The sequence below is a fragment of the Bacillus sp. WC2507 genome (assembly GCF_052656125.1).
In genome coordinates, this window is record NZ_JBQXPN010000001.1 from 1 (window position 1) to 25,000 (window position 25,000).

A 25,000-nucleotide genomic window follows, 5' to 3' on the forward strand; every position below is an offset into this window, starting at 1 on the left:
CCTTATCTTAACATCTTCGTTAGTTAATGTCAACTAAGTTTTTTATTTCGTTTGCCGCGTTCTGCGTTATTGCATCGGCGACTTGTTCTATATTACACCTCTAAATCTTAATCGTCAACATGTTTTTCTAAAAAAATATAAAAAGGCTTATTCCCTTTAAAATAAGCCTTTTTATCATATAGCATTCTATTCGTTTATTATTTTTCTATAATTGGTAACGAGACGATAAACTGAATAATACCATCCTCATATTCAGCTCGAATACTACCACCTTGCAACTCAACAATACTTTTCGCAATCGCTAATCCAAGTCCCGATCCTTCTGTTACTCTACTTCTAGATTGATCTTTCTTATAAAAGCGTTCAAATAAACTCCCTAACTCTTCTCTCGTAAACTCTTCACTATGATTCGCAATTACAATTTGTATATCCCGGCGCTGCCTTTGAAGAGAAACCTTTATCTCCCCATCATCTTTACTATACTTAATCGCGTTCATTAATAGATTATCAAATACACGGACCATCTTTTCCGAATCAATCGCTGCATAGGCACGTTCCTCAGGAAACTTCTTAACAAACGTAAGTCCATGCTCTTCTGCCTGCGGTACTAACTCTTCTATTAATTGCTCCAATAACTCATTTATACAAACCTCTTGTTTTTCCAATACAACTTGCTCATTTGTTAACTTCGTATACTCAAATAAATCTTCTATTAAGTTCTTTAACTGCTCCGACTTCGCAAAAGCAATTCTCGTATACTCATCATGTTGTTCTTTATTTTCATATTTAGAATCTCTAAGTAATCGCAAGTAACCCATAATAGAAGTCAGCGGTGTACGTAAATCGTGAGATACATTCGTAATAAGCTCATTCTTTTGCTTCTCTAATTTACGTTCCTTTTCTATATTATTCATAAGCTCTTCCGCCATATTATTAATATTCTCAGTTAAAGACGCAATCTCATCTTCACCTTTCTTCTCAATACGGTACGCTAAGTTTCCTTTTTCTATTTCCTTTACACCTTCTGCCATCGCTTCAATTTGCTTCATCTTTCTCTTTGTTATATAGAAGAAAGAGAAAATGAACACGAGTACACCAATTAAAAATGGGAATGGTCCTTCTTGCGTATCATACATTACTACACCATCTGGTATTCCACTAACGAACATATACAAATTCTTATCTTCTATTGTAATAGGTGAAAAAGCTATAAATTCTTTTCTCGTATTTTCAAATACATCTCGACCATTTGAATAGTTAATCGCAAATGATGCTGCATTACGAATCGTATTATGCAAATCGATTTGCTCTTCTTGCGCCTGCTTCGTTTTATATAAAACTTTACCACTCTCATCAGTAACCAATATTTTTAAAGCTCTAGATCCTCGCTCTAAATTTTGATTCTCCATTTCGATCATATTGGATATAGCTTCTAATTTATTTTCATGAACCGAACTATTTGCTGCTCCTTGAGCTTGGTGATTAATTCGTTCCATACCAGCCCGATAATCGATAGTCGCTTGACGATTCGCATTCTCAAAAAATGGCGCAGCTGCCTTTGCTGACAAAACTCCTAATAACGCACAAGCAGCAAAAGTAGTAATCAATTGAATTCTTATACTCTTCCGTACGCTCTTTACTAATTTCTCAATTAGTTGTCTTGTTTTCCTTACATAAGTAAATGGATTAAATATCTTTTTCAATCTTATACCCCACTCCCCATACTGTTTTTATATATCTAGGTTTCCTTGGATTCTCCTCAATCTTTTCACGTACTTTCCGAATATGAACCATTACCGTGTTATCCGACTGGAAAGATCTTTCGTTCCAAACCTTTTCATAAATTTGTTCCGCGCTAAAGACCATACCCGGATTACGAGCTAGTAATTCTAGAATCGAAAATTCCCTCGGGGTCAGTTTCACTTCTTCTCCATCCACAATAACTTTATGGGTTGAGATGTTTATTTTCATCTCTCCAATTTCTAGCTCGTCCTCATTTTGTATAGCGAAACCATTCATTTTCATATAACGGCGTAACTGAGATTTAATTCTTGCGATTAACTCTAACGGATTAAACGGCTTCGTTACGTAATCATCTGCACCCGTTGTTAGTCCTAAAATCTTATCCATATCTTGCGTTTTCGCAGAAAGCATAATAATTGGCATTTCTTTTTCTTCCCTTACTTTCATACACATATGGATACCGTCTACTTTCGGCATCATAATATCTAATACGACTAGATGCACTTCATTTTCTTCCAGGAGACGTAACCCTTCTTCTCCGTCTCCTGCTTGCAGTACTTTATATCCTTCATTCTTTAAATAGATTGTAATAAGATTCCTAATTTCTTTTTCATCATCTACGACAAGTATTGTTTCATTTGCCACAATATCTCCCCCATCACTTTTTTAATCCCTAACTTCTATTATAGGAAAACTTCTGAAGAAAAACGCTCGGAAATCCTTAAGTTTTTCTGAAGACGCAAAAAAGGTCTAGACTCCCCTTAAGTCTAGACCTTTCAAAAAACCCCTTTTATTTACGAACGTAGATGAAATATAGTACAAATAAAACTCCCATAACATACATAATTGGATGAATCTCTTTACGGCGACCACTTACTACCATTGTAATTGGATAGAAGATAAACCCGATCGCAATTCCTGTTGCGATACTATACGTAAGTGGCATTGAAATGATAGTAAAGAATGCTGGTACTGCAATCTCGAATTTCTTCCAATCAATTTCTCCTAAAGATGAAACCATCAAGATCCCTACAATAATTAACGCTGGCGCTGTTACAGCTGGTGTCACAACACTTAATAGTGGTGAGAAGAATAGCGCTAGCAAGAAGAACCCTGCTGTTACAACTGCTGTAAATCCAGAACGTCCACCCGCTGCTACCCCAGCAGAAGATTCAATATAAGACGTTGTTGTTGATGTACCTAGGATTGCACCGATTACAGTTGCAATCGCATCTGCGAATAACGCTTTTCCTGCACGTGGTAATTTATTGTTCTTCATTAATCCAGCTTGATTTGCAACCGCTACAAGTGTACCTGCTGTATCAAAGAAATCGATAAAGAAGAACGTTATAATAACAATCCCCATTTGAACAGTGAAAATATCTCCGAAGTGCGTTAACGCCACACCGAACGTTGGTTCTAGACTCGGTATTGCTCCCACTACAGCTTTCGGAGTATCTATCAATCCTGTTGCTACTCCTAAGATTGCCGTAAGAATCATACCGTAAAACACTGCACCATTAACTTTCTTAATCATGAAGATGATTGTAGTAACAACCCCGAAGATTGCTAGTAACGTTGTGCCCTTTGTTAAATCCCCCAACCCAACAAGGACAGCATCATTTTTCACGATAATTCCAGCATTTTGGAATCCAAGGAAAGCAATGAATAATCCGATACCTGCCGCTACTGCGAACTTTAACTCTGATGGAATTGCATTAATGATTTTTTCACGAATACCTGAAGCAGTAAGAATAATAAAGATAATACCTGACATTAATGTTCCGGCAATCGCTGTTTGCCACGGAATCCCCATCGTTAACACTGCCGTATAAGCAAAGAACGCGTTAATTCCCATACCTGGTGCTAAAGCAATTGGATACTTCGCGAAAATACCCATAATTAACGAACCGATTGCTGCTGCTAATGCTGTAGCAACGAATACTGCACCTGGATCCATTCCTGTACCTGCCGGTAACCCTTTAACATTTCCAAGTGACAGCGTAGCAGGATTGACAAATAGTACATAAGCCATAGATAAAAATGTCGTTAAACCTGCTATGAACTCTGTTTTATAATTTGTGCCGAGTTCATCAAACTGAAAATAGCGTTTCATCTTACGTTTCCCCCGTTATATGATTACTCGCCGCAATCTCCCTAGCCCTCTTTTATCTATTAAAAATAAAAAAGGCTTCCATTGCATATACATGGAAGCGTTCTATGAATAAAGACAAGTTTCCCCTCATCTTTATCTAAACGCCTCGTAGTCAAGCCATTTACGGTAGCTAGGTAGAAACTTTCGGGCCATATCCCCGATATTATACGACGGCATAATATTCACTTTTCGTTTGAATTACATACTCATATTAACTCGCATAAGCGCTTTTGTCAATTTAAAAACGAACATTTTTATATTTTTTTATAATTTTGTTCGTATTAAACACATAAATAAAAAGATCCATCTATGCCTAAGCAATAGATGGATCTTTTTTACTATAATACTATTCCCACTCAATGCTTTCTAAATATTATAGAAATTAATTTATTGAATATCAGGCCTTTTGAATTGTTTACAGTTCTTTGATTCCTTATAAATTGACTGCTAATGTTTGCAAATTGTTTGCACGTTTAAGCCAGCTCAAAATAATTGTTAAAGATGATTTCTTACTCACTCTCAAACGAAAAGTGATCTTTTAGTGGTTCAAGTGGTTCAAAACAAACTCGAATTTCCTCTCCCTTTTCTTCAAAAGCAGTAAATAAGGCATCAATCTCTTGTGCGCTATATGTGTAGTGTTTTCTGTTTGATAATCGGCTAATAAGTTCAAGGTCTTGAAAAATTTTAGTTAAGCGTTGTTCAGCTAATCGTTTAAATTTCTCCTCTTTATTGTTCAACACTTTATCTGTATTTGAAAATTTAAATTCTGTTGCTAACTTCTCTTTCAGAGGTACCTTTTCAAAAAAAGCTTTTGTTTCTTGCCCTTTTTTATAGTATGCCTCAAAAATTTCATCAATCTCACTTTTGTCATATAAATAATTCGCTCTATTTGAAAGATTGGCTAATAAGTTTGCAGTCTGAAAGATACGTGTCATTCTCTGACTCGCCAATCTTTTAAATTTTTCATTTCTACTTTCTGTCATTTTACTCCTCCTTACAAAACAATTTCGAATATCAATATAATACCACACAACTAACGAGTAAATATAAGTCACAAAACCCCGTATATGCATATATTTATTGTAAATATCATTTTTAATTATTGACAGTGCTATTTTTTTTGAATTATATTGTTTATAACCTCGTTAGAGTTAATATAAATATTTTTTATTCAATTATACGAGGTTTAACAAAATAAGGGGATGATTTAATGAAAGCAAAAGAAATGTTAAAAACAATCAAATATGTAGAAGAACAATGTCATGGAATAACTCAAATGAGTAAATCAAGAGTCCGTTATTTCCAACGAAAAAATTTACCGATGATGGAGGGAGTAGAATACGATAGTTCATTTGATGATTTTATACAGGAACTAAAAGATGTAATGGGAAGTGGCATTGCACAAATTACTGCAAAAAAAATTCTCAACAATTGGTACATATGGGCTGAAGATAACTTAAACAGTTTTCAATCAATCCCAAAATTTGAGCAAAGTTCAGACCCAATTGATTTTCTAATAAAAAATGATTTTAAAGTGGAACATGCTAGGTTTGCAAAATTAGCAAAGGACTATCCGGACCTTATAGAAACTTTCCAAATTCAAATGCCAAAAAACTCATTACTATTTCAAAAATTAAAAAATGTGGCAGATAGTACTTTTCCTAGTCCTCGTGGCTTCTCCTACGAGTACCTAACTAAAGTCGTAGCAGGTTTTTCTAGCTTATGGCGTTAAGGAGGAGGGATTAATTATGAGGATTCTTATTAGAAGCCCTTCTACATATTTCGCTAATCAACAAAAGAATAATTTATGCATTCGCCTGAACTTAAAACTATTGAATAAGATAAAAATTTAGAAATGGGGAATTAAAAATGGCTATTAAACCTATTATTGATCCAGCAGCAACTCTAGGAGAAACATTATTATTGGTAGATGTAAAACCAGCGTATGAGCGCATAGAAAAAGAAAATGGAAAATTTGAGAGAACTGAGAAAATCCTAAATTACGTTTATACAGTGGTCTGTGTTGAAAGAAAGTTTGAAAAGGTTTCTATAAAAATTGACGAGCCTCGCCCACTTTATGATGAGGAAGTTCCCGATAACACATATGTGGAATTTGAAAACTTGGTAATTACTCCATATGTTTCGAATGGTTGGATTCAAATTTCTGCTAAAGCAGACAGATGTGTAGTAGTCGAGGAGTGATAACAAATGCGCAATTCTAAAAATGATTTTATCCAAGTAAGCTATTTTTCAAAAATCCCGCTACTTAATCGTGTCGCATTTTTAATTTTTTCTATCTGTTTGCTAGTGAGTGTCGAGATTTTTCTTGGTAGTTACTTGCCAAACTTTTTACAATTTATTAGTTTTCTACTGTTCTGCGTCGCTTTAGTAATGATTATTAGAAAATGGTTTACATCACAACGAAAATTCAATCGTTCTCCTTTCAAAAGACTGAAGCGTTTTATTGTGGAGAATAAATTATATGAGGAAGAAATGCGAGAAATTGGTACGAATGAAAACGGAAGTCCCAAACGAGAAAAAGTAGTATTTAATTCCGCTTATTTTTTGTACAAAATGACAGACGATGAATTAATTGTTCGAGCTTGGAAGAAAGCTGATAAGTTTTCCGATAAGGCTAATTCCTACGATACATTGCTAAGTGCATTGTTTGGGTTACCACTATATAAAAAATTTGATGAAGTACAATATTGTGATTATGTTTTTGAATTAGTTCCAGATAAACGAATTATTGTTTCAAACTCTAAAAGAAATACTAATAATTACGAAATACCAATTACTTCTAAAATCAAGTGGAAAATTGGGTCTCCTCCCCACCTTTTAATAGTGGGTTCAACGGGCAGTGGGAAGACCTATATGGTCAATACATTAATTCTAGATTATTTGAGTAAGGGCGCGGAGTTATTCGTGGCTGATCCAAAATCTGCCGACCTCGCAATGATTGGGAAAATAGTAGATAAAGAACATACGGCAACAACCGAAAATGAGATTGCGAAATTATTGCGTGAAGCGAGCGAAGAAATGGAAAGACGTTATAGAAAATTATTTGCTGATGAAAGCTCATTCGGTAAAACGTGGAAAGATTTTTCAGACGTTAAGCCTTTGGTAGTAGTGATAGATGAATACGCTGCATTCGCTGCTGTGTCTTCACAGAAGGTCGTTAAAGAAGTACAAGGATATTTATTCAACCTAATTCTCAAAGGGCGGCAGGCAGGCATTGAAGTTGTTATGATTATGCAAAGACCTGACGCTAATATTTTAAGTGGAAATTTAAGAGACCAATTTGGTGTGAGAATTGGCTTAGGAAATATGACAGATGAGGGTAGAAGAATGTTGTTTGGTTCTGTCGATATGGAATTTAAGTCAATTCGTGAGATAGGCGGGGGCTATGTCATGATAGATGGACAACATAATGCTCCTGTATACATAGAAACACCTTTACTTACAGGCGGATTCGATTTTATCGGAGAATTACAGAATATTATTAGGGAACGTGAAAACTCTTAAATGTCCCCCCTCGAAGCGGGTGAAAAGGGGAGGCAGACGCGTAGCGGGCTGAACGGAGTGACCGAGTCTTTTCGCCCGCTTTGAGGGGGCTAGACGAGCGGGTTTTGCTCGGCTTATTTAACTTGATATATAGAACAACATCTAGAGAAAATGAAACCTCGAGAAACTAACGCTAGATGTTTGAAATGAGTGGTTTCTATTAAGAAAGAAATCAGAAGTTATAAATATAAAGTTGTTGAAACACCAACTACTATAGAGGTATGGGAATATCTTGACGACTCTGTTTTCTATAGTGTCAAAAACGATGTTGAAAATGCTTGTGATGGTGTCAAATGGCTTGAAGATTTGGTTCTGGATAAAGAAATTGATAATACCAATAGTCAATATGATAGCTTGAAGCGAAAACAACGCCATTATGAACAAACACGTTGGGAAATTGCTCGTATCATAGATTGTAATTTTGATAATAATACAAAATTTATGACGTTAACCTTTAAAGAAAATGAGCAAGATATTTCTTTTACAAATACGGAATTCAACAAATTTATTAAGCGTTTGAATTATCGTTTATATCAAACTAAGAAACAGCAACTAAAATATTTAGCTGTTTGGGAAAAACAAAAACGTGGGGCGATTCATTATCACATTATCTTCTTTAACTTCCCTTTTATAAAGCTAAAAGAATTACAACAAGTATGGGGACATGGATTTGTTAAATTAAATAAGATTGATGTTGATAGTAAAGATAATCGTGGACGATATGTAAGTAAATATTTTTCAAAAGATTTAGATATGAAAGACCACAAAAAAAAGGCATTTTTTAAATCGCAAAATTTAAAAACACCCAAAGTACGACGAACCAATTCGTTGCAACCGATTGATTTGTCTAATCAAAAAATAGTTTACAGTAAACAGTATACACGAAATATCCCAGACTTTCAGACGAAGGATAATTCTTTTAAAAATTCTACTGTTCTTTATACGAAGTTTAAAAAGGAGGATATTCACCATGATTACAATAACTAAAAAAGAATTGATTGGGTTAGGATTTGGTCCTAGTCAATCAGCTGATATTATCAGACAAGCTAAATGTTTAATGCGTGAAAAAGGATTTTCTTTTTATGCTAGTAAAAGATTGGGACGAGTCCCTGTTTCAGCTGTCGAGGAGATTTTAGGTTTTACTATTGATCCAAACGGAGAAATTCATCATGCCAAAAATTCCTAATGTCTATCAAGATAAGAAAAGTGGAAAGTGGTACTTTGTAGCAAGTTTAGGCTATGACGAACGTGGTAAAAGAGTACAACATTGGGAACGTGGTTTCTCCACCCAACGAGAAGCAAAAAGAGCCTATGATGACTATATGAATAACTACTCTACCACTGCCATAAAGAAAAATAGTTCTATGTCATACAAAGAGTTTTATGAAACATATTTCAAACCAGATTATAAACGTTCTGTATCAACTAGAACTTTTGAGAATAGGATTTCTTCTATGAATCTTCACTTCACATTTTTCTTTAGTAAAAAGTTAAAAGATATTAGCCGACCATTAATAAAGCAATGGCATAATAAACTTTCTGAAAACTACTCAAGTGCATACATCCGAAATCTACATGGATTATTTCAAAAAAGTTTAGATTTGGCAGTGACATTAGGCTTATTGCAGAAAAATATCGCTAAAGCTGTAGGAAATGTTAAGAAGGTTAAAAAGAAAGTAGATTTTTGGACTAAAGAAGAATTCGAAAAAGTCATTGCAACTTTTAATATTGCAGACTATCATCAGCATTTTTGCTTCATCACTATTTGGCTATTATTTATGACAGGATTACGCTTTGGTGAAGCTCAAGCATTAGAATGGCATACGGATATAGATTTCAAAGAAAAAACTTTAACTGTTAGTAAATCAATGTACTATAAAAATGCTAGTGAATTTTATATCACTGAACCTAAAACAAAAGCAAGTAATCGAGTAATCGCATTAGATGACGATACAATAAAATTTTTGTTAGCGTGGAAAGAAGTTCAAACTAGAAACGTACCTTCAAAATATGTTTTATCTTATAATGGCGTGCCAACAAATCGAAGCGCAACCTTCCATATCATTGAGCGGCATTCAAGACTTGCGAAAGTTCATAAGATTAAAACTCATGCATTGCGACATTCACATGCATCTCTATTAATCTCATTGGGTGAAAATGCGTTAGTAATTCGCGACAGATTGGGCCACGAAGATATTCAAACTACATTGGGTACTTACGGACATTTATATCCCAATATAAATAAAGAAGTAGCGAATAAATTAACGAATTTAATTTGTATTTCCCAAAAGACTGATTGTAGTAGGAAGTTAACAAGCAATCAATATGTAAAACATAAAAAATAATATATTAAAAACCTTTAAATCTATATAATTTACACTCTTAAAAATATGAATATTTTTAATAAAATACTAATTTATGGTATTATATGAAATGATATCATTTTTTTGAAAGAGGCGATATTTATGTCCACAAATGTTTTTTATGCAGATTTAGATAGAATAAATGAAAAAGGTGTATTGATCACAGGTCATGGAAAAGGCTTAGTGAGTAAGAATTCTAATATTAACGGAGAATATATAGCTAACGACATGGTTAGGCTAACAATTAAGAACGGTGAGCTATTTGGTTATCAAGGATATGTTGAAAAAGAAGATAACGAATTAACTAAAATTGAATACCTTTTATACTTTTTCGACCAATCCGAACCTAATCAACCACCAGCACCCGCTATTATTAACGCTGAAACCTATTCATCATTGAGTAAACATAATATTGATGTTGGTGAAAAAAATGCACTGATGATAAGTTCTTTATTGGGTAAGACTCCTCCCAATCTAGGAAGTGCATACAGTGAATATGAGGAAATTTTAAAACAAGTAAATAATGCTCATTTTATTTCTGTCCCATTTACAAAAGACGAGAACCAAAGAGCACTATTTGTAAATACTCTAATCAAGTAAAAACCTTCTTTAGAGACTTAATTCATCCGATTGTTTGCAATTGGTTTGCAAAGACAAAAGAAAAGAAGCTTAGAGCCCTTATAAACCAAGGATTCTAAGCTTCTTTTTACTATTCCCACTCAATAGTTGCTGGTGGCTTACTCGTTACATCATACACGATACGGTTAACGTGTTTTACTTCATTTACGATACGTACAGAGATTTTCTCTAATACATCCCAAGGGATACGTGCCCAGTCAGCTGTCATACCGTCGATAGATGTTACTGCACGGATACCTACTGTGTAATCGTAAGTACGCTCGTCACCCATAACACCTACGCTACGCATACCAGGAAGCGCAGTGAAGTATTGCCAGATTTCGCGGTCTAAGCCCGCTTTAATAATTTCTTCACGTAAAATCGCATCAGATTCACGAACGATTTCTAATTTCTCTTCTGTGATTTCACCTAATACACGAATACCAAGACCAGGGCCTGGGAATGGTTGACGCCATACGATTTCATCAGGAATTCCTAGTTCTGATCCTAATACACGTACTTCATCTTTAAATAACGTGTTTAAAGGCTCAATTAATTTGAACTGCATGTCTTCTGGAAGACCACCAACATTATGGTGAGATTTAATGGTTTGTGCAGTTGCTGTACCACTTTCAACGATGTCTGTGTAAAGTGTACCTTGTGCTAGGAAGTCCATACCTTGTAATTTAGAAGCTTCATCATCAAATACGTAAATGAATTCATTACCGATGATTTTACGTTTTTGTTCTGGATCTTCTACACCTTTTAACTTGTTCATGAAACGTTCTTGTGCATCCACTTTAATAACGTTCATGTGGAAGCCTTCGCTGAATGTTTTCATAACGCCTTCTGCTTCACCTTTACGAAGTAAACCATGGTCAACGAAAATACATGTTAATTGGTCGCCGATTGCTTTATGAATTAATACTGCTACAACAGAAGAGTCTACACCGCCGCTAAGTGCGCATAGTACTTTTTTGTCTCCAACAGTTTCACGGATTTTTTCTAATTCTACTTCGATAAAGTTCTCCATGTTCCATCCTTCAGAACAGCCACATGCGCCGAATACGAAGTTTTTAATTAAATCGTTACCGTGCTCAGAGTGACGTACTTCTGGGTGGAATTGTACACCGTATAAGTTTTGCTCTTCATTGCTCATACCAGCAATTGGACAAGACTCACTTGTTGCATCTACTACGAATCCTTCAGGTAAACCAGTTACTAAGTCACCATGACTCATCCATACAACTTGCTCTTCTGGAAGATTCGCATATAATTTTGATTCGTTCTCTACTTTCAGAACAGCTTTTCCGTACTCACGGTGATTCGCACGCTCTACTTTACCACCAAAGTGTTGCGTCATAAGCTGCATACCGTAACAAATTCCGAAGATCGGTAATCCTAGTTCAAAGATTTTTTCATCACAATGTAATGCACCTTCACCGTATACACTATTTGGTCCACCAGAGAAGATAATCCCTTTTGGATTCATTGCTTTAATTTCTTCTGCAGTAATTGTATGTGGATGAAGTTCACTGTATACACCGAACTCACGAATTCGACGTGCTATTAACTGATTGTATTGACTCCCAAAATCTAAAACGATAATTGTATCGTGCTGCTTCTTCAAAATAATCACCCCAACGTTAGTTCTCGTATATAAATATTTTCACCAATTTGGCGAAAAGCATTACTAATATAATAAAAAAAGCCAGTCCTCCGCCTCTAGTCTCATAACAAAGAAAAGGCAGGGGTCTGGCTTTATAAAGAAAGATAGTCTCCGCTCTTTATAAATATAAGACACACTGCCTTCATAGTCAGGTCGTTTACGGTAACCCGGTAGAGACTCTCAAACCTTATCTTTGAGGATATATGAAGGATCGTTTTATATTATCTTCCTAGATTCTAACAATGAAGTATCTATATGGTCAAGAGAGAAAGCGACAAAATTCTACAGAAATTCATTTCCTTTGCTAAAAAACATAAAAAAACATCATTCCGCCCATGTCAGGCATTGCTGGTGCATTTGGTTCTGGCTTGTCGGCTACTATAGCTAAAGTTGTTAGTTTAGCTATGTATATATTTTAAGAAGCAGTACTACTTCTTAGCTTGAAAATTATATTTCAAGTGAAAAATAGTGGTTAATAGTTGTAAAGTTGTATCATCAGTTTCTTCCTATTTATGTTTACCTATCCGTATAAAAATTTTTAATACATTATGACTTATGTATGTACTGAAAACCGTAACCAGCTTCTTTAAGAATTTCATCAACCTGTTCTAGCTCTTACGCTGACATAAATACACCTCAAAATAAGAGGGTTAATAGACATTATAAAAGCCTATGCAAGTTATACATAAGCTTTTTGTTATTCATAATTAGCTGTTTCTCAAACCCTAAGCCTTAAAGCAATTATTAATAAGATTAAATATAATAGTCAGGGTTTTCGTCCATTTTAATTAAAAATTCTTCTAAAGAATCCGCTATTTTCTCATCCTCAGAGTAAATAGGACATTGGCCTAATTCATTTTCCTCTTTAAATTTAATTGTTAAAAAACTAATTTCCGTAATTTCGAAAAATACCAATGATTCTTCATCATCTGTATCATCCAAGTTTGGATTATGTTCATAAATATCCTGTCTTAAACGAAAATCTGCAACTGAAATCGGGTCCATAAATCTATTGATTAAATTTCTATTGGTACTTAAAAATCCATAACCAATTTCCTCAAAGAAATGTTTTAGTTCTTTAGGGAACTGTATTTTTAACAAATCCCCTGCTTCTGCTATCTCTTCTTTTGGCAAAGGGTAAAAAATAGGGGTTTGATTAGATTTAATACTTTCGTCTGCTACAATATGTTTTTTCAAAAAGTTAAACATAGCGTTAATACCTCCGTATTAAAGAAGGACTCTTTTTCAATGCTTCCTCAAGCATTGTAATGAAATCATTATATGTTTTCATTACTGTGCCAGATGGTTTATCAAATTCTAGATAAGTACCGTCTGATAAGTTTCTGCTAAAAAACTTCTTACTAAGAGTATTTATTCACTTTTAGTATAGGTATTATATTTGGGTATAGACCAAGTTATATCTACACTATCTCCATCTTATAAGTGTCTAGTTAATGCAAACCATTATTTCAACTTCTATCAGTTATTTTAGGACTTTCTTTTACATGTCCACTTTTGAATCCCATACCTCTACAAATTCAAAACCTTTTAAATCACTTTCTAAAACTGCACTTCTCAACTCATCTGATACAAAAACAGAAGGAATATGTAATATTTCATTTAAGTAAACTTTAAATATTGTTTGGTTCTTAACCATATTAGATAAGAATGCGTATTTTTTGAAGTCTATTACTAAACCAGAGCGTAATTTCTTTAGTATAGCTTTTTCATAATCAATAGCATCTATTGCATTTAAAACGTTAATTATATAATAGACTTCGCCCGTCATATCATGAATTAGGGGAAGAAATTCTACATTATCACCCAGCATAGATTCTAAGAATTTTTTAGCTTTCTCACTAACCATTGGTGTACCAACTTCTCCCCAAAAATGAGGGGAATCACTTTGATTTCCTTCTTCTACACATTTAATACGTATTTCTCCCCATGAATCAGATGCTTTTGCTGCCGAGTCAATTTTTCCTTCAAAATATTTTTTAGAATCTCCTTCTAAATTCAATAGCTGAAAGGATTCATAGTCATCAAATGAACTCTTTAATTCCCAAATTTTCATTTTTACTCTCCTTTGCTATTTTTCTAGTATAAATAAGATTACTCTTTCTTCGATTTATTTAATTTTAATTCACCATTCAATAAACGTTCTCTTATATCATGTAAAGATTCAACAATATCTTCCTGGGTACCGCCTCGTTTCTTAATAAGACTTCATACCCTCTCTACTTCAAGTATGTACTCTGAACTATGATTGCCTATGTGTAAGACTTCAGTAACCACGTATTCATTCACTTTATAAGATAAAAATACTCCGTTAGCCGCCGAATCATGGTCTATCCTAAATTCCTTTAATATTTTTTGTGCCTTTTCTGCCCTACTGTCGTTCCAAGGCGTTAGATGATGCGCTGCATCCTTAAGTTCTTCACGTAATACTTTAGATGCTGTATACGAATCGTGATAATCATTTTTTACATCTACTCTATCCAGAACTTTATCCGCATACTCTTTTATTAGTTCCTGCACATCCTTAATTCTACTTCTTCAACATTCAAAATGTCATTATCGTGACAGTAATCAATAAAACCACCTAAGAGAACCTTATAATTTTGAATATTTACCTCCGTTGTATTCCTAAACTTACGGTCTTCCAGAAATTCTTGGTATGCAAAATTTAACAACACAAAAAAGACTACCTCCTTTTACCAAGGAAGTAGCCTTCTAATTATTTATTTATACATTGCACAGCTTCACAGAGTGATGCTTATTACATCATTCCGCCCATACCGCCCATGCCCATGCCGCCCATGTCAGGCATTCCAGCAGCACCAGCTGGTTCTGGCTTGTCAGCAACTACAGCTTCAGTTGTTAAGAACATAGCTGCAACAGATGCTGCGTTTTGAAGTGCAGAGCGAGTTACTTTAGCTGGATCTACGATACCAGTTTCAAGCATGTTAACCCACTCGCCAGTAGCTGCGTTGAAACCAACGCCTACTTTTTCGCCTTTTAGACGCTCTACAACTACAGATCCTTCTAGACCAGCGTTGATTGCGATTTGACGAACTGGCTCTTCTAATGCACGAAGTACGATGTTGATACCTGTTGCTTCGTCGCCTTCAGCTACGATAGAAGCTACTTTCGTGTATACGTTCATAAGTGAAGTACCACCACCTGCAACGATACCTTCTTCTACTGCTGCACGAGTTGAGTTAAGTGCATCTTCAATGCGAAGTTTGCGCTCTTTTAACTCAGTTTCAGTTGCTGCACCTACTTTAATTACTGCTACGCCACCTGCAAGTTTTGCAAGACGCTCTTGTAATTTTTCACGATCGAATTCAGAAGTAGTTTCTTCTAATTGCGCGCGGATTTGACCGATGCGAGCTTCGATTTGTTGTGAATTTCCGATACCTTCAACTACAGTTGTGTTTTCTTTCGTTACAACAACTTTACCAGCGCGTCCTAAAGATTCAATTGTAGCAGATTTTAAGTCACGACCTAATTCTTCAGTGATTACTTCGCCACCAGTTAAGATTGCGATATCTTCTAGCATTGCTTTACGACGGTCACCAAATCCAGGAGCTTTAACAGCTACTACATTGAATGTACCACGAAGTTTGTTCACTACTAATGTAGCTAATGCTTCACCTTCTACATCTTCAGCAATGATAAGAAGTGGTTTACCTTGTTGTACCACTTGCTCTAATACTGGTAAGATTTCTTGGATGTTAGAAATCTTCTTATCAGTAATTAAGATGTATGGGTTATCAAGAACTGCTTCCATTTTGTCAGAATCAGTAATCATGTAAGGAGATGCATATCCACGATCAAATTGCATACCTTCTACTACGTCTAATTCTGTTGTAAATCCTTTAGATTCTTCTAAAGTAATAACGCCGTCGTTACCAACGCGCTCCATTGCTTCAGCGATTAATTGACCTACTTCTTCGTCAGCTGCAGAAATAGCAGCTACTTGTGCGATAGAAGATTTGCCTTCGATTGGTTTAGAAATCTCTTTTAATTCTGCAATTGCAGCAGTAACAGCTTTTTCGATACCTTTACGAAGACCCATTGGGTTCGCACCAGCTGTTACGTTTTTAAGACCTTCACGAATCATAGCTTGTGCTAATACAGTTGCAGTTGTTGTTCCGTCACCAGCTACATCATTTGTTTTGCTAGCAACTTCTGCTACTAATTTTGCACCCATGTTTTCGAATGCATCTTCTAATTCGATTTCTTTTGCGATTGTTACACCATCATTTGTAATAAGTGGTGAACCAAATTTTTTCTCAAGTACAACGTTACGACCTTTTGGTCCAAGCGTTACTTTTACTGCGTTTGCAAGAGTGTCGACACCGCGAAGCATCGAACGACGTGCTTCTTCACTAAATTTAATATCTTTTGCCATAATAATTGACCCCCTTGGATTTTTTAAGATTTATATAATTAACCGATAACTGCTAAAATGTCACTTTCACGTAAAATCAAGTAGTCTGTACCTTCGTATTTCACTTCAGTACCTGCATATTTTGAGAAGATGATAAGATCACCTGCTGCTACCTCTAAAGCAACACGCTCACCATTTTCAAGCACTCGACCAGTACCTACTGCAATAACTTTACCCTCTTGTGGTTTTTCTTTTGCAGTGTCTGGTAATACAATACCACTTGCTGTTTTTTCTTCTGCTTGAACAAGCTCAATTACAACGCGATCACCTAATGGCTTTAGCATGAACAATAACCTCCTCATTTTGTTATGTAAATTTTATTTATTAGCACTCAACTCACCCGAGTGCTAACACACTTATAATAATAAATAATCTCAATTTCTTTTGCAAGTAAAAAAATCATAATTTTTTCGCAAATTAAGCTATACACTTTTCTATATAGAGTCCCTCTTCTTCTACCTTTACTATATGAATCGTTGTTTCCACTACTCGTATGTTACAATATGAAAGGACACCCTAAGTTGTTTTCGCTATACACACAACTTTCTCCTGTCTTCTATTATCATTTCAAATAAGGATTTACGAAAAAAACATAATTTAAGTGAGGTTTATATCGTAGGTAGCATACTTACATGTTATCCTACCTTATCTCATACACTAGAGTTAGAAAGGATGGTTAAACCATTTGAAAAAACAATATTGGTGGGTTATCGTTACATACATTTTAATGCAGTTATCATCCATTGCTGGATTACCACTTCTGCTGAAAACTGGACTTTATGATAACAGGGGATTTACTAGAGAAGAGAAATTTCAACTCATAACTGGACACTGGGCAATCATTAGCTTCTTTATTGCATTATGTATCGTACTTTGGTTACTTAAAGCTGATATTCGCGACAGACATTTAGATACAAAGCGCTCTACTGTTCCAGCTACGATTGGTTGGATTTTTATCGGATTCTTCTTAGCATTTTTCTCGCAAAGTATTGCCGGTATGATCGAAATGTATGTATTAGGTATTAAACCTGGATCTGAAAATACAGCGAGACTTATGGATATCGCAAGAACGACACCTTGGTTCCTTATCGTTATATCTATAATAGGACCTATTTTGGAAGAAATCGTATTTAGAAAAATTTTATTTGGTACACTGTATAAGAAGTTTAATTTCTTTATTGCTGCTATCATTAGTTCTCTCGTATTCGCAGCAATTCATTTTGATTTTACTCACTTATTGGTATACACTGCTATGGGGCTCGTATTCGCCTTTTTATATGTAAAAACGAAGCGCATTATCGTTCCAATTGCAGCCCATGTTGCAATGAATACATTAGTTGCAATTGCTCAAGTTTTAGTGAGTAATGAACAAATTCAAGAAATGATTAAAGAAGCTGAAAAAATGCAAGGCTTTATCGGAGGATTTTTAGTATGAGAAACTCGCCATTATTCATGGCTGCATTGTACTTCCTTCTTGGATGTATCTTTACACGCTTCGCCATTACGAACGTAACAGATACAATCTGGAATATGTGGACAATACTATTTGCAGTTATGGCAACAATTGATTTTAATTTGGCACTTCGCCTTATCTTAGTTAAATTCACAAAGAAAAAATAATAATAAAACGCAGAGGTCGCTTCCTCTGCGTTTTATTGTGGATAATTCTTCAAAAAGTAAACAAGTGTTTGTAATTCTACTGCTAAATCAATATGATGAATTCTTATATTGTCTGACACATTTAAGCGCGCTGGTGTGAAATTTAAAATACCATGCACGTTCGTTTCCGCCAATCTATCTGCTACAGATTGTGCTACTGTAGCGGGTACTGTTAATATTGCCACTTGTATATCAGTTGATAAACGTTCTTCTAATTCATCTAAATGATATACAGGAATGCCCCCGATTTCTGTTCCGACTTTCTCTTCACTAACGTCAAACGCCATTTCAATTTTTGTATTATTGTTTTTCGTGAAATTATAATGTAAGAAAGCGGTCCCTAAATTACCTACTCCAATAAGTGCTACACGTGTTATATCATCTTGGTCGAGTGTTTCACGGAAAAATGATAATAAATAATTTACGTTATATCCATAACCCTTTTTCCCTAACGCTCCAAAATATGAAAAATCTCTTCGAATCGTTGCGGAATCAACCTTTACCGCTTCGCTCAATTCGGCTGATGAAACACGTTGCTTACCAGAAAGAGATAAGTTTTGGATAAATCGATAGTATAGAGGCAATCGTTTGGCAGTGGCCTGTGGAATTTTGTGCTGATCCATATAACCTCTCCTCTCTTCCTATCTTTATTCATATGCTTGAATCAAATACAGAAGTTTAGCACTCATGAATTTCCCTGTATAATAAAGAAAAGAAGTATTCTCTCTTTATTTTAAACTATACACTATTTTTAGTATGATTGAGAAATATAAACATGGCAAAGTTAAGAAATTATTTGAGGTGAAAACATTGATTTTATTACAAGTAAACGCGCTTTCGAAATTATACGGTGCAGAAACGATTCTTGCAAACATAAAATTGGAAGTTCAAACGAAAGATCGTATCGCATTAGTCGGACGAAATGGAGCCGGAAAATCTACATTATTAAAAATAATAGCTGGTGAGCTATCCCATGATGGTGGCGAAATTATAAAACCGAAAGATGTCTCCATCGGATATTTAGCTCAAAATACCGGGTTAGAAACATCTTTAACAATTTGGGATGAAATGTTAACCGTCTTTACACACTTGCAGCAAATGGAGACAAAACTTCGAAGGCTAGAGCAAGAGATGGGAAAAGAAGAAAACTTTTCAAACGAGGCTATATATGAAAGATTATTAGCTGATTACGATCAATTACAATTAGATTATAAAGATCAAGGTGGCTATCAGTACGAAGCAGATATTCGTTCGATTTTAAGCGGGCTTGGCTTCCCAGTTGAAACGCATCAGACGACGATTTCTACATTAAGCGGTGGACAAAAAACTCGATTGGCTCTCGGTAAATTATTATTAACGAAACCGGACTTACTTATTTTGGACGAGCCTACAAACCATTTAGATATCGAAACATTAACATGGCTTGAACAATATTTACAAGGCTATCCTGGCGCAATACTAATCGTTTCCCATGACCGTTATTTCTTAGATAAACTCGTTACACAAGTATATGAAATTTCGAATAAAGAGAGCAGACGATTTGTTGGTAACTACAGTAAATATTTAGATTTAAAATCAGCGCTATACGAGCAAGAAATGAAACGTTATGAAAAGCAACAGGATGAAATTGCTAAGCTTGAGGACTTCGTTCAAAAAAATATAGCTCGTGCATCTACGACAAAACGTGCGCAAAGCCGTCGTAAACAATTAGACCGAATGGAATTATTAACAAGACCATTAGGTGATTCTAAGTCAGCATCCTTCCACTTCGATATTGAAAAACAAAGCGGAAATGATGTTTTACAAGTAAAGGATGCAACCATCGGCTATGATGAGGATCCGATTATTGAACATGTAACAATGCGCTTAACTCGCGGGGATAGTGTTGCTTTAGTTGGACCGAACGGAATCGGGAAATCCACATTGTTAAAATCACTTGTGAATAAGTTACCTCTACTAAATGGTGATGTTTCTTTCGGATCCAATGTCTCTGTTGGCTATTATGATCAAGAACAAGCTAACTTAACATCTTCTAAGCGAGTTTTAAATGAATTATGGGATGAATATCCATTGCAGCCTGAAAAAGAAATTCGCACGATACTAGGTAACTTCTTATTCACAGGAGATGATGTATTAAAGCCCGTATCTTCTCTTAGTGGTGGACAAAAAGCTCGATTAGCTCTTGCAAAACTTATGATGCAAAAATCGAATTTATTAATTCTCGATGAGCCTACGAACCATCTCGATTTAAATAGTAAAGAGATTTTGGAGAATGCTTTAATTGATTACCCAGGAACTCTTCTATTCGTATCACATGACCGCTACTTTATTAATCGTGTAACGACAACTGTTATTGAGTTATCAACAGAAGGTGCACAGGAATATCTAGGGGATTACGATTACTACGTTGAAAAGAAGAATGAGATGATCGAACGTGCAGAATTTGAACAACAAGAACAGCAAGAAAATCAGGCACCTGTTCAAAAAACTGTAGCTCAAGAAAAATTAAATTATCTCGAAGAAAAAGAGCGTAAACAATTAGAGCGTCAACGCACTCGGAAAATTGAGGAACTAGAACAAAACATCATAGAATTTGAAGAAGAAATTGCTACGTTAGAAGATCAACTTTGCTTACCAGAAATATATGCAGATTATGAAAAGGCTAGTGAAATTACAACGAAAAAGCAAACACTACAAGAGCAACTGGAAGCTTGTATGGCAGAATGGGAAGAATTGCATTTATAAAAGTATTGATAAAGAGGATGTCTCATAAGTCGGGATTTTTGACTATGCGACATCCTTTTTATCTTCTAGTTGGAATCAACGTCATATTGTCAAAACGATTTTTTAAACAAATCAACGATTCGACACAAAATATCAATTTGCCGACAAAGTTTGACAATGTTAGCGACATCTATAATTAGAGCATATTTCAAAATGTTTTTTAAGGATATCTTCTTGTTTTTTATTTCCCAAAAAAGAATACATTTAAAGGTCAGACTTCATCTACTTTATCCACAAGTTTATGCACATATCCACCTTTATAAAATAAACCTCAAAATTACTTTTCCACATTATCCACAATCAACGAAAAAGTTATCAACATTTTATATACACAACAAAACCCACATTATCAACAGATAATATGGGTTTTATCCACAGGCTGTGGTTAATTTTGTGCATAACTATGCTTCAATATCTAATCCTGGATTTGCATTTAAAGCTAATGTAGCACGTTTTCCTTGTTCATATGCAATTGTACCTGCCGCTGCAATCATTGCCGCATTATCGGTACATAAAGATAGCGGAGGAATAATTAGCTCAATATTTTCTTTTGGCGCAAATTCTGCTTCCAAACGTGCGCGAAGTCCTTTATTCGCAGCTACTCCACCCGCAAGAAGCAGTTGCTTTACGCTATACGCTTCTGCTGCACGAGATGCTTTCGTTACAAGCACATCTATTACACTCTCTTGGAAACTTGCTGCTAAATCTTCCGGTGCAATTTCTATCCCACGTTGTTTTGCGTTATGCACAGTGTTGATAACTGCGGATTTCAATCCACTGAAACTGAAATCATACGAATCAGGTTCTAGCCATGCACGAGGCAAATCAATTGTCGGCTTTCCTTCATGCGCAAGGCGATCAATATGAGGACCACCTGGATATGGCATAGATAACGTACGAGCTACTTTATCATATGCCTCTCCAGCTGCATCATCTCTTGTTTCACCAATTACTTCGAATGAACCATGTTCTTTCATATAAACAAGCTCTGTATGCCCACCAGATACAACAAGTGATAGTAGTGGGAATTGAACTTCTTTTACTAAACGGTTCGCATAAATGTGACCAGCAATATGATGAACACCCACTAGAGGAATATCATGTGCAAAAGCCACTGCTTTCGCTGCATTTACCCCTATTAAAAGTGCCCCTACTAAACCAGGTCCTTCTGTTACAGCAATTGCATCAATATCATCAAATGTGATATTTGCTTCTTTTAAAGCTTCTTCTAACACAACTGTAATTTCTTCTACATGATGACGAGATGCAATCTCTGGTACAACCCCGCCAAAACGTTTATGACTTTCAATTTGTGATGCAACGACATTCGCAATAATTTCCGTTCCATTTTTAACAACTGCTACTGCTGTTTCATCGCAACTTGTTTCAATACCAAGTATAATCGTATTTTTTCCCATTATATATTCACCCACATTACGAGACCATCTTCCTGATTGTCTGCATAGTATCGTTTACGAATTCCACCATTTTGAAATCCGTATTTTTTGTATAACTGTTTTGCTACTTCATTTGATACACGTACTTCAAGTGTCATCGTTTTTACCCCTAGGTCTTTCGCTTCGGAAATAACTTCTTTCAATAAACCATCTCCTAGCTTTTGACCTCTGTATTCTGGCAAAATAGCTATATTTGTTATATGTGATTCATCAATAATTATCCACAATCCACAATATCCAACTACACGGCCATCTTTTTCTAGCACAACATAATGTGCATGTTCATTCATCGTTAACTCACGGTGAAAGGCATCTGCAGTCCAAGGAGTTGAAAAAGATGCTTCTTCAATAGCTACAATTTGAGCGATATCATCAAGTTCCATCTTTCTAAATATCATATCCATCTTCTCCAAGCTCCTACTTGTTTTGACTTTCTAACCACTTTGTTTCAGCTTCAGCTAAACGAAGATAACTAGGAACAAATGAATGTACATCTTGTTCTTCTTTTTGTAATCCTAAGAATGCTAACTCACTTGGTCTTGGGTTATTTTTAGTGAAAGGAGCAAATACAGCTTGATCGCCTAAATGTTCGATAATTGTTTCTTTGTGTAGTTTAACATCATTACCAATAAATAAAACAGGCTTTCCTTTATCTTTTAACATTTGCAACCAGTCTACAATAAGGATGATTCGGTCTTCTTCTATAGAAGTTAAATGCTCTCCTTCATATGTATATAAGCCCGTATAAATTTGTCCACGTCTTCCATCGAATAAAGGACAGATTAATCCATCAAAATTAGCACCGTTTGCAGCCACTACTTCTAAACTTGATACACCTACAATTGGTATTTGAAGTGACCAAGCTAATGTTTTTGCAGCTGTCACACCTATACGAACACCTGTATATGATCCAGGCCCAGCAGCTACAACAATTTTAGTTAATTCTTTCGGTTTTACACCGCATTCTTTTAACAGTTGTTCTACAGCTGGCATAAGACGTACAGAATGGTTTTTTGTTAAGTTTGTAATGATTTCCCCAATTACGTTTCCTTCCTCAATAAGGGATACACCCATTACGTAATTTGAAGTATCAATTGCTAGTACTTTCATCTTGTAATAGCTCCTCACATAATCTAATATATCGATCTCCAATTGGCTCGAGTACAATTTTTCTTGTGTCATCTCCAGCATGGAATAAACTAATTTGCAACTTCTCATTTGGTAAATAGTCTTCTATTAAATGAGCCCATTCTACTACGGTAATTCCTTCACCGTAGAAATACTCATCAAAACCTAAGTCCTCTTCACTTTCTGCTAAGCGATACACGTCCATATGATATAGCGGTAATCTCCCTTTATATTCTTTAATAATATTAAAGGTAGGACTATTTACAACTCTTTTCACTCCAAGACCTTTTGCTAGTCCTTTTGTAAAAGTTGTCTTACCAGCCCCTAGATCTCCTTCTAGAATAATTACATCTTGTGCCCCGACAAGTTCACCTAGCTTTTCTGATAATCTTTGTGTTTCTTCAGAAGATTTTGTTGTTATTTCATATTTACTCACAGACTTCACCTACTTTACTCACAATGTTCTCTGCTCTTTATTATACAGGTTTTGAATATATAAAAAAGTCCTTAGGAGTTTTCCTAAGGATAGTTTGACTGTCTTTATTAGTTTTTTGTTAAAACAAATAAAAAAATACGAAACAACATGTTTCGTTCTTTTCTTTATATAAAATGGCGGTCCCGACCGGGGTCGAACCGGCGATCTCCTGCGTGACAGGCAGGCATGTTAACCACTACACCACGGGACCATTTGGTTGCGGGGACAGGATTTGAACCTGCGACCTTCGGGTTATGAGCCCGACGAGCTACCGTGCTGCTCCACCCCGCGATGATATAAATAGCTTGGCGACGTCCTACTCTCACAGGGACAAGGTCCCAACTACCATCGGCGCTAGAGAGCTTAACTTCCGTGTTCGGTATGGGAACGGGTGTGACCTCTCTGCCATCATCACCAAACTATTGAAGGCATATTCCTTCAAAACTAGATAACATTCGCTTCATATTATATGGTTAAGTCCTCGATCTATTAGTATTCGTCAGCTCCACATGTCACCATGCTTCCACCTCGAACCTATCAACCTGATCATCTTTCAGGGATCTTACTAGCTTACGCTATGGGAAATCTCATCTTGAGGGGGGCTTCATGCTTAGATGCTTTCAGCACTTATCCCTTCCGCACATAGCTACCCAGCTATGCCCTTGGCAGAACAACTGGTACACCAGCGGTGCGTCCATCCCGGTCCTCTCGTACTAAGGACAGCTCCTCTCAAATTTCCTACGCCCACGACGGATAGGGACCGAACTGTCTCACGACGTTCTGAACCCAGCTCGCGTACCGCTTTAATGGGCGAACAGCCCAACCCTTGGGACCGACTACAGCCCCAGGATGCGATGAGCCGACATCGAGGTGCCAAACCTCCCCGTCGATGTGGACTCTTGGGGGAGATAAGCCTGTTATCCCCGGGG

General features: G+C 35.8%; 25 protein-coding genes, 2 tRNA genes, 2 rRNA genes and 2 riboswitches (1 of these 31 cut by a window edge). Of the genes, 10 read left to right on the forward strand and 19 right to left on the reverse strand.

Features of this window, described 5'->3' with window-relative positions; all coding sequences use genetic code 11:
• Positions 1-197 precede the first annotated feature (197 nt).
• The 4 genes from ampS to ACUN28_RS00020 all read right to left on the reverse strand — a co-directional run bounded on the left by ampS (position 198) and on the right by ACUN28_RS00020 (position 4,881).
• Positions 198-1,703 carry an aminopeptidase AmpS gene (gene ampS, locus ACUN28_RS00005; protein WP_016089570.1) on the reverse strand — a complete coding sequence of 502 codons (1,506 nt, stop codon included), beginning with the start codon at positions 1,701-1,703 and terminating at the stop codon, positions 198-200.
• Positions 1,687-2,388, reverse strand: coding sequence for a response regulator transcription factor (locus ACUN28_RS00010; protein WP_001262950.1), 702 nt, complete (start codon positions 2,386-2,388; stop codon positions 1,687-1,689). Before ACUN28_RS00010 ends, ampS begins: the two co-directional genes overlap by 17 nt.
• Positions 2,389-2,533: 145 nt before the next feature.
• A complete protein-coding gene (locus ACUN28_RS00015; RefSeq protein WP_016089571.1) occupies positions 2,534-3,859 on the reverse strand; it encodes an NCS2 family permease in 1,326 nt (441 codons plus the stop codon).
• 128 nt (positions 3,860-3,987) lie between these two features.
• Positions 3,988-4,089, reverse strand: a riboswitch (purine riboswitch).
• A 318-nt stretch (positions 4,090-4,407) separates the two neighbouring features.
• Positions 4,408-4,881: a hypothetical protein gene (locus ACUN28_RS00020; protein WP_445423319.1), complete on the reverse strand. Its 474-nt coding sequence runs from the start codon at positions 4,879-4,881 to the stop codon at positions 4,408-4,410.
• A 227-nt stretch (positions 4,882-5,108) separates the two neighbouring features.
• Here ACUN28_RS00020 and ACUN28_RS00025 point away from each other — a divergent pair, with 227 nt between their 5' ends.
• The 7 genes from ACUN28_RS00025 (at position 5,109) to ACUN28_RS00055 (ending at position 10,425) form a co-directional block, all read left to right on the forward strand.
• The gene (locus ACUN28_RS00025; RefSeq protein WP_445423320.1) at positions 5,109-5,630 is read left to right on the forward strand and encodes a hypothetical protein; all 522 of its coding nucleotides are present in this window, start codon (positions 5,109-5,111) and stop codon (positions 5,628-5,630) included.
• A gap of 137 nt (positions 5,631-5,767) precedes the next feature.
• Complete coding sequence (locus tag ACUN28_RS00030; RefSeq protein WP_445423321.1) at positions 5,768-6,100, forward strand: hypothetical protein; 333 nt, start codon at positions 5,768-5,770, stop codon at positions 6,098-6,100.
• 6 nt (positions 6,101-6,106) lie between these two features.
• Positions 6,107-7,423 (forward strand): FtsK/SpoIIIE domain-containing protein, encoded by a 1,317-nt coding sequence (locus tag ACUN28_RS00035; RefSeq protein WP_445423322.1) that lies wholly within the window; start codon positions 6,107-6,109, stop codon positions 7,421-7,423.
• A 189-nt stretch (positions 7,424-7,612) separates the two neighbouring features.
• On the forward strand, positions 7,613-8,449 hold the full coding sequence (locus ACUN28_RS00040; RefSeq protein ID WP_445423323.1) for a rolling circle replication-associated protein: 837 nt from the start codon (positions 7,613-7,615) through the stop codon (positions 8,447-8,449).
• Positions 8,433-8,648: a DUF3173 domain-containing protein gene (locus ACUN28_RS00045; RefSeq protein ID WP_445423324.1), complete on the forward strand. Its 216-nt coding sequence runs from the start codon at positions 8,433-8,435 to the stop codon at positions 8,646-8,648. The genes ACUN28_RS00040 and ACUN28_RS00045 overlap by 17 nt, the downstream gene beginning before the upstream one ends.
• Positions 8,632-9,807, forward strand: a complete 1,176-nt coding sequence (locus tag ACUN28_RS00050) for a tyrosine-type recombinase/integrase (protein ID WP_445423325.1) — start codon at positions 8,632-8,634, stop codon at positions 9,805-9,807. The genes ACUN28_RS00045 and ACUN28_RS00050 overlap by 17 nt, the downstream gene beginning before the upstream one ends.
• Before the next feature lie 120 nt (positions 9,808-9,927).
• Positions 9,928-10,425, forward strand: coding sequence for a hypothetical protein (locus ACUN28_RS00055; RefSeq protein WP_445423326.1), 498 nt, complete (start codon positions 9,928-9,930; stop codon positions 10,423-10,425).
• A 109-nt stretch (positions 10,426-10,534) separates the two neighbouring features.
• Here the strand turns inward: ACUN28_RS00055 and guaA are convergent, their stop codons facing one another.
• The 6 genes from guaA to groES all read right to left on the reverse strand — a co-directional run bounded on the left by guaA (position 10,535) and on the right by groES (position 16,852).
• Positions 10,535-12,073: a glutamine-hydrolyzing GMP synthase gene (gene guaA, locus ACUN28_RS00060; protein WP_139242467.1), complete on the reverse strand. Its 1,539-nt coding sequence runs from the start codon at positions 12,071-12,073 to the stop codon at positions 10,535-10,537.
• A gap of 164 nt (positions 12,074-12,237) precedes the next feature.
• A riboswitch (purine riboswitch) is annotated at positions 12,238-12,339 on the reverse strand.
• Positions 12,340-12,865: 526 nt separating this feature from the next.
• A complete protein-coding gene (locus ACUN28_RS00065; protein ID WP_016089573.1) occupies positions 12,866-13,321 on the reverse strand; it encodes an SMI1/KNR4 family protein in 456 nt (151 codons plus the stop codon).
• 292 nt (positions 13,322-13,613) lie between these two features.
• A complete protein-coding gene (locus ACUN28_RS00070; protein ID WP_016089574.1) occupies positions 13,614-14,186 on the reverse strand; it encodes an imm11 family protein in 573 nt (190 codons plus the stop codon).
• A gap of 152 nt (positions 14,187-14,338) precedes the next feature.
• Complete coding sequence (locus tag ACUN28_RS00075; protein ID WP_016089575.1) at positions 14,339-14,650, reverse strand: AHH domain-containing protein; 312 nt, start codon at positions 14,648-14,650, stop codon at positions 14,339-14,341.
• A 241-nt stretch (positions 14,651-14,891) separates the two neighbouring features.
• On the reverse strand, positions 14,892-16,529 hold the full coding sequence (gene groL / locus ACUN28_RS00080) for a chaperonin GroEL (protein ID WP_016089577.1): 1,638 nt from the start codon (positions 16,527-16,529) through the stop codon (positions 14,892-14,894).
• A gap of 38 nt (positions 16,530-16,567) precedes the next feature.
• Complete coding sequence (gene groES, locus ACUN28_RS00085; RefSeq protein ID WP_000917306.1) at positions 16,568-16,852, reverse strand: co-chaperone GroES; 285 nt, start codon at positions 16,850-16,852, stop codon at positions 16,568-16,570.
• Between the two features lie 401 nt (positions 16,853-17,253).
• Here groES and ACUN28_RS00090 point away from each other — a divergent pair, with 401 nt between their 5' ends.
• Together ACUN28_RS00090 and ACUN28_RS00095 are read left to right on the forward strand one after the other, a co-directional pair.
• Positions 17,254-18,003, forward strand: a complete 750-nt coding sequence (locus ACUN28_RS00090; protein ID WP_016089578.1) for a CPBP family intramembrane glutamic endopeptidase — start codon at positions 17,254-17,256, stop codon at positions 18,001-18,003.
• Positions 18,000-18,188, forward strand: coding sequence for a YdiK family protein (locus ACUN28_RS00095; protein WP_016089579.1), 189 nt, complete (start codon positions 18,000-18,002; stop codon positions 18,186-18,188). Before ACUN28_RS00090 ends, ACUN28_RS00095 begins: the two co-directional genes overlap by 4 nt.
• A gap of 32 nt (positions 18,189-18,220) precedes the next feature.
• Here ACUN28_RS00095 and ACUN28_RS00100 read toward each other — a convergent pair whose 3' ends face one another.
• Positions 18,221-18,850, reverse strand: coding sequence for a redox-sensing transcriptional repressor Rex (locus ACUN28_RS00100; protein WP_016089580.1), 630 nt, complete (start codon positions 18,848-18,850; stop codon positions 18,221-18,223).
• Positions 18,851-19,037: 187 nt separating this feature from the next.
• Here ACUN28_RS00100 and ACUN28_RS00105 point away from each other — a divergent pair, with 187 nt between their 5' ends.
• Positions 19,038-20,972 carry an ABC-F family ATP-binding cassette domain-containing protein gene (locus ACUN28_RS00105; RefSeq protein WP_218009487.1) on the forward strand — a complete coding sequence of 645 codons (1,935 nt, stop codon included), beginning with the start codon at positions 19,038-19,040 and terminating at the stop codon, positions 20,970-20,972.
• A gap of 440 nt (positions 20,973-21,412) precedes the next feature.
• On the opposite strand, the gene tsaD is transcribed toward ACUN28_RS00105, so the two are convergent.
• The 8 genes from tsaD to ACUN28_RS00145 all read right to left on the reverse strand — a co-directional run.
• The gene (tsaD, locus tag ACUN28_RS00110) at positions 21,413-22,429 is read right to left on the reverse strand and encodes a tRNA (adenosine(37)-N6)-threonylcarbamoyltransferase complex transferase subunit TsaD (protein WP_016089582.1); all 1,017 of its coding nucleotides are present in this window, start codon (positions 22,427-22,429) and stop codon (positions 21,413-21,415) included.
• Positions 22,429-22,872, reverse strand: a complete 444-nt coding sequence (gene rimI, locus ACUN28_RS00115; RefSeq protein ID WP_016089583.1) for a ribosomal protein S18-alanine N-acetyltransferase — start codon at positions 22,870-22,872, stop codon at positions 22,429-22,431. The genes tsaD and rimI overlap by 1 nt, the downstream gene beginning before the upstream one ends.
• Positions 22,873-22,885: 13 nt before the next feature.
• Entirely contained in the window at positions 22,886-23,578 is a 693-nt protein-coding gene (gene tsaB, locus ACUN28_RS00120) for a tRNA (adenosine(37)-N6)-threonylcarbamoyltransferase complex dimerization subunit type 1 TsaB (RefSeq protein ID WP_016089584.1), read from the reverse strand.
• The gene (tsaE, locus tag ACUN28_RS00125) at positions 23,559-24,032 is read right to left on the reverse strand and encodes a tRNA (adenosine(37)-N6)-threonylcarbamoyltransferase complex ATPase subunit type 1 TsaE (RefSeq protein WP_016089585.1); all 474 of its coding nucleotides are present in this window, start codon (positions 24,030-24,032) and stop codon (positions 23,559-23,561) included. Before tsaE ends, tsaB begins: the two co-directional genes overlap by 20 nt.
• Before the next feature lie 174 nt (positions 24,033-24,206).
• Positions 24,207-24,282, reverse strand: a tRNA-Asp gene (locus ACUN28_RS00130).
• A 3-nt stretch (positions 24,283-24,285) separates the two neighbouring features.
• A tRNA-Met gene (locus ACUN28_RS00135) sits at positions 24,286-24,362 on the reverse strand.
• Positions 24,363-24,374: 12 nt separating this feature from the next.
• Positions 24,375-24,490, reverse strand: a 5S ribosomal RNA gene (rrf, locus tag ACUN28_RS00140).
• Positions 24,491-24,540: 50 nt separating this feature from the next.
• A 23S ribosomal RNA gene (locus ACUN28_RS00145) occupies positions 24,541-25,000 on the reverse strand; it runs 2,462 nt beyond the window's last position.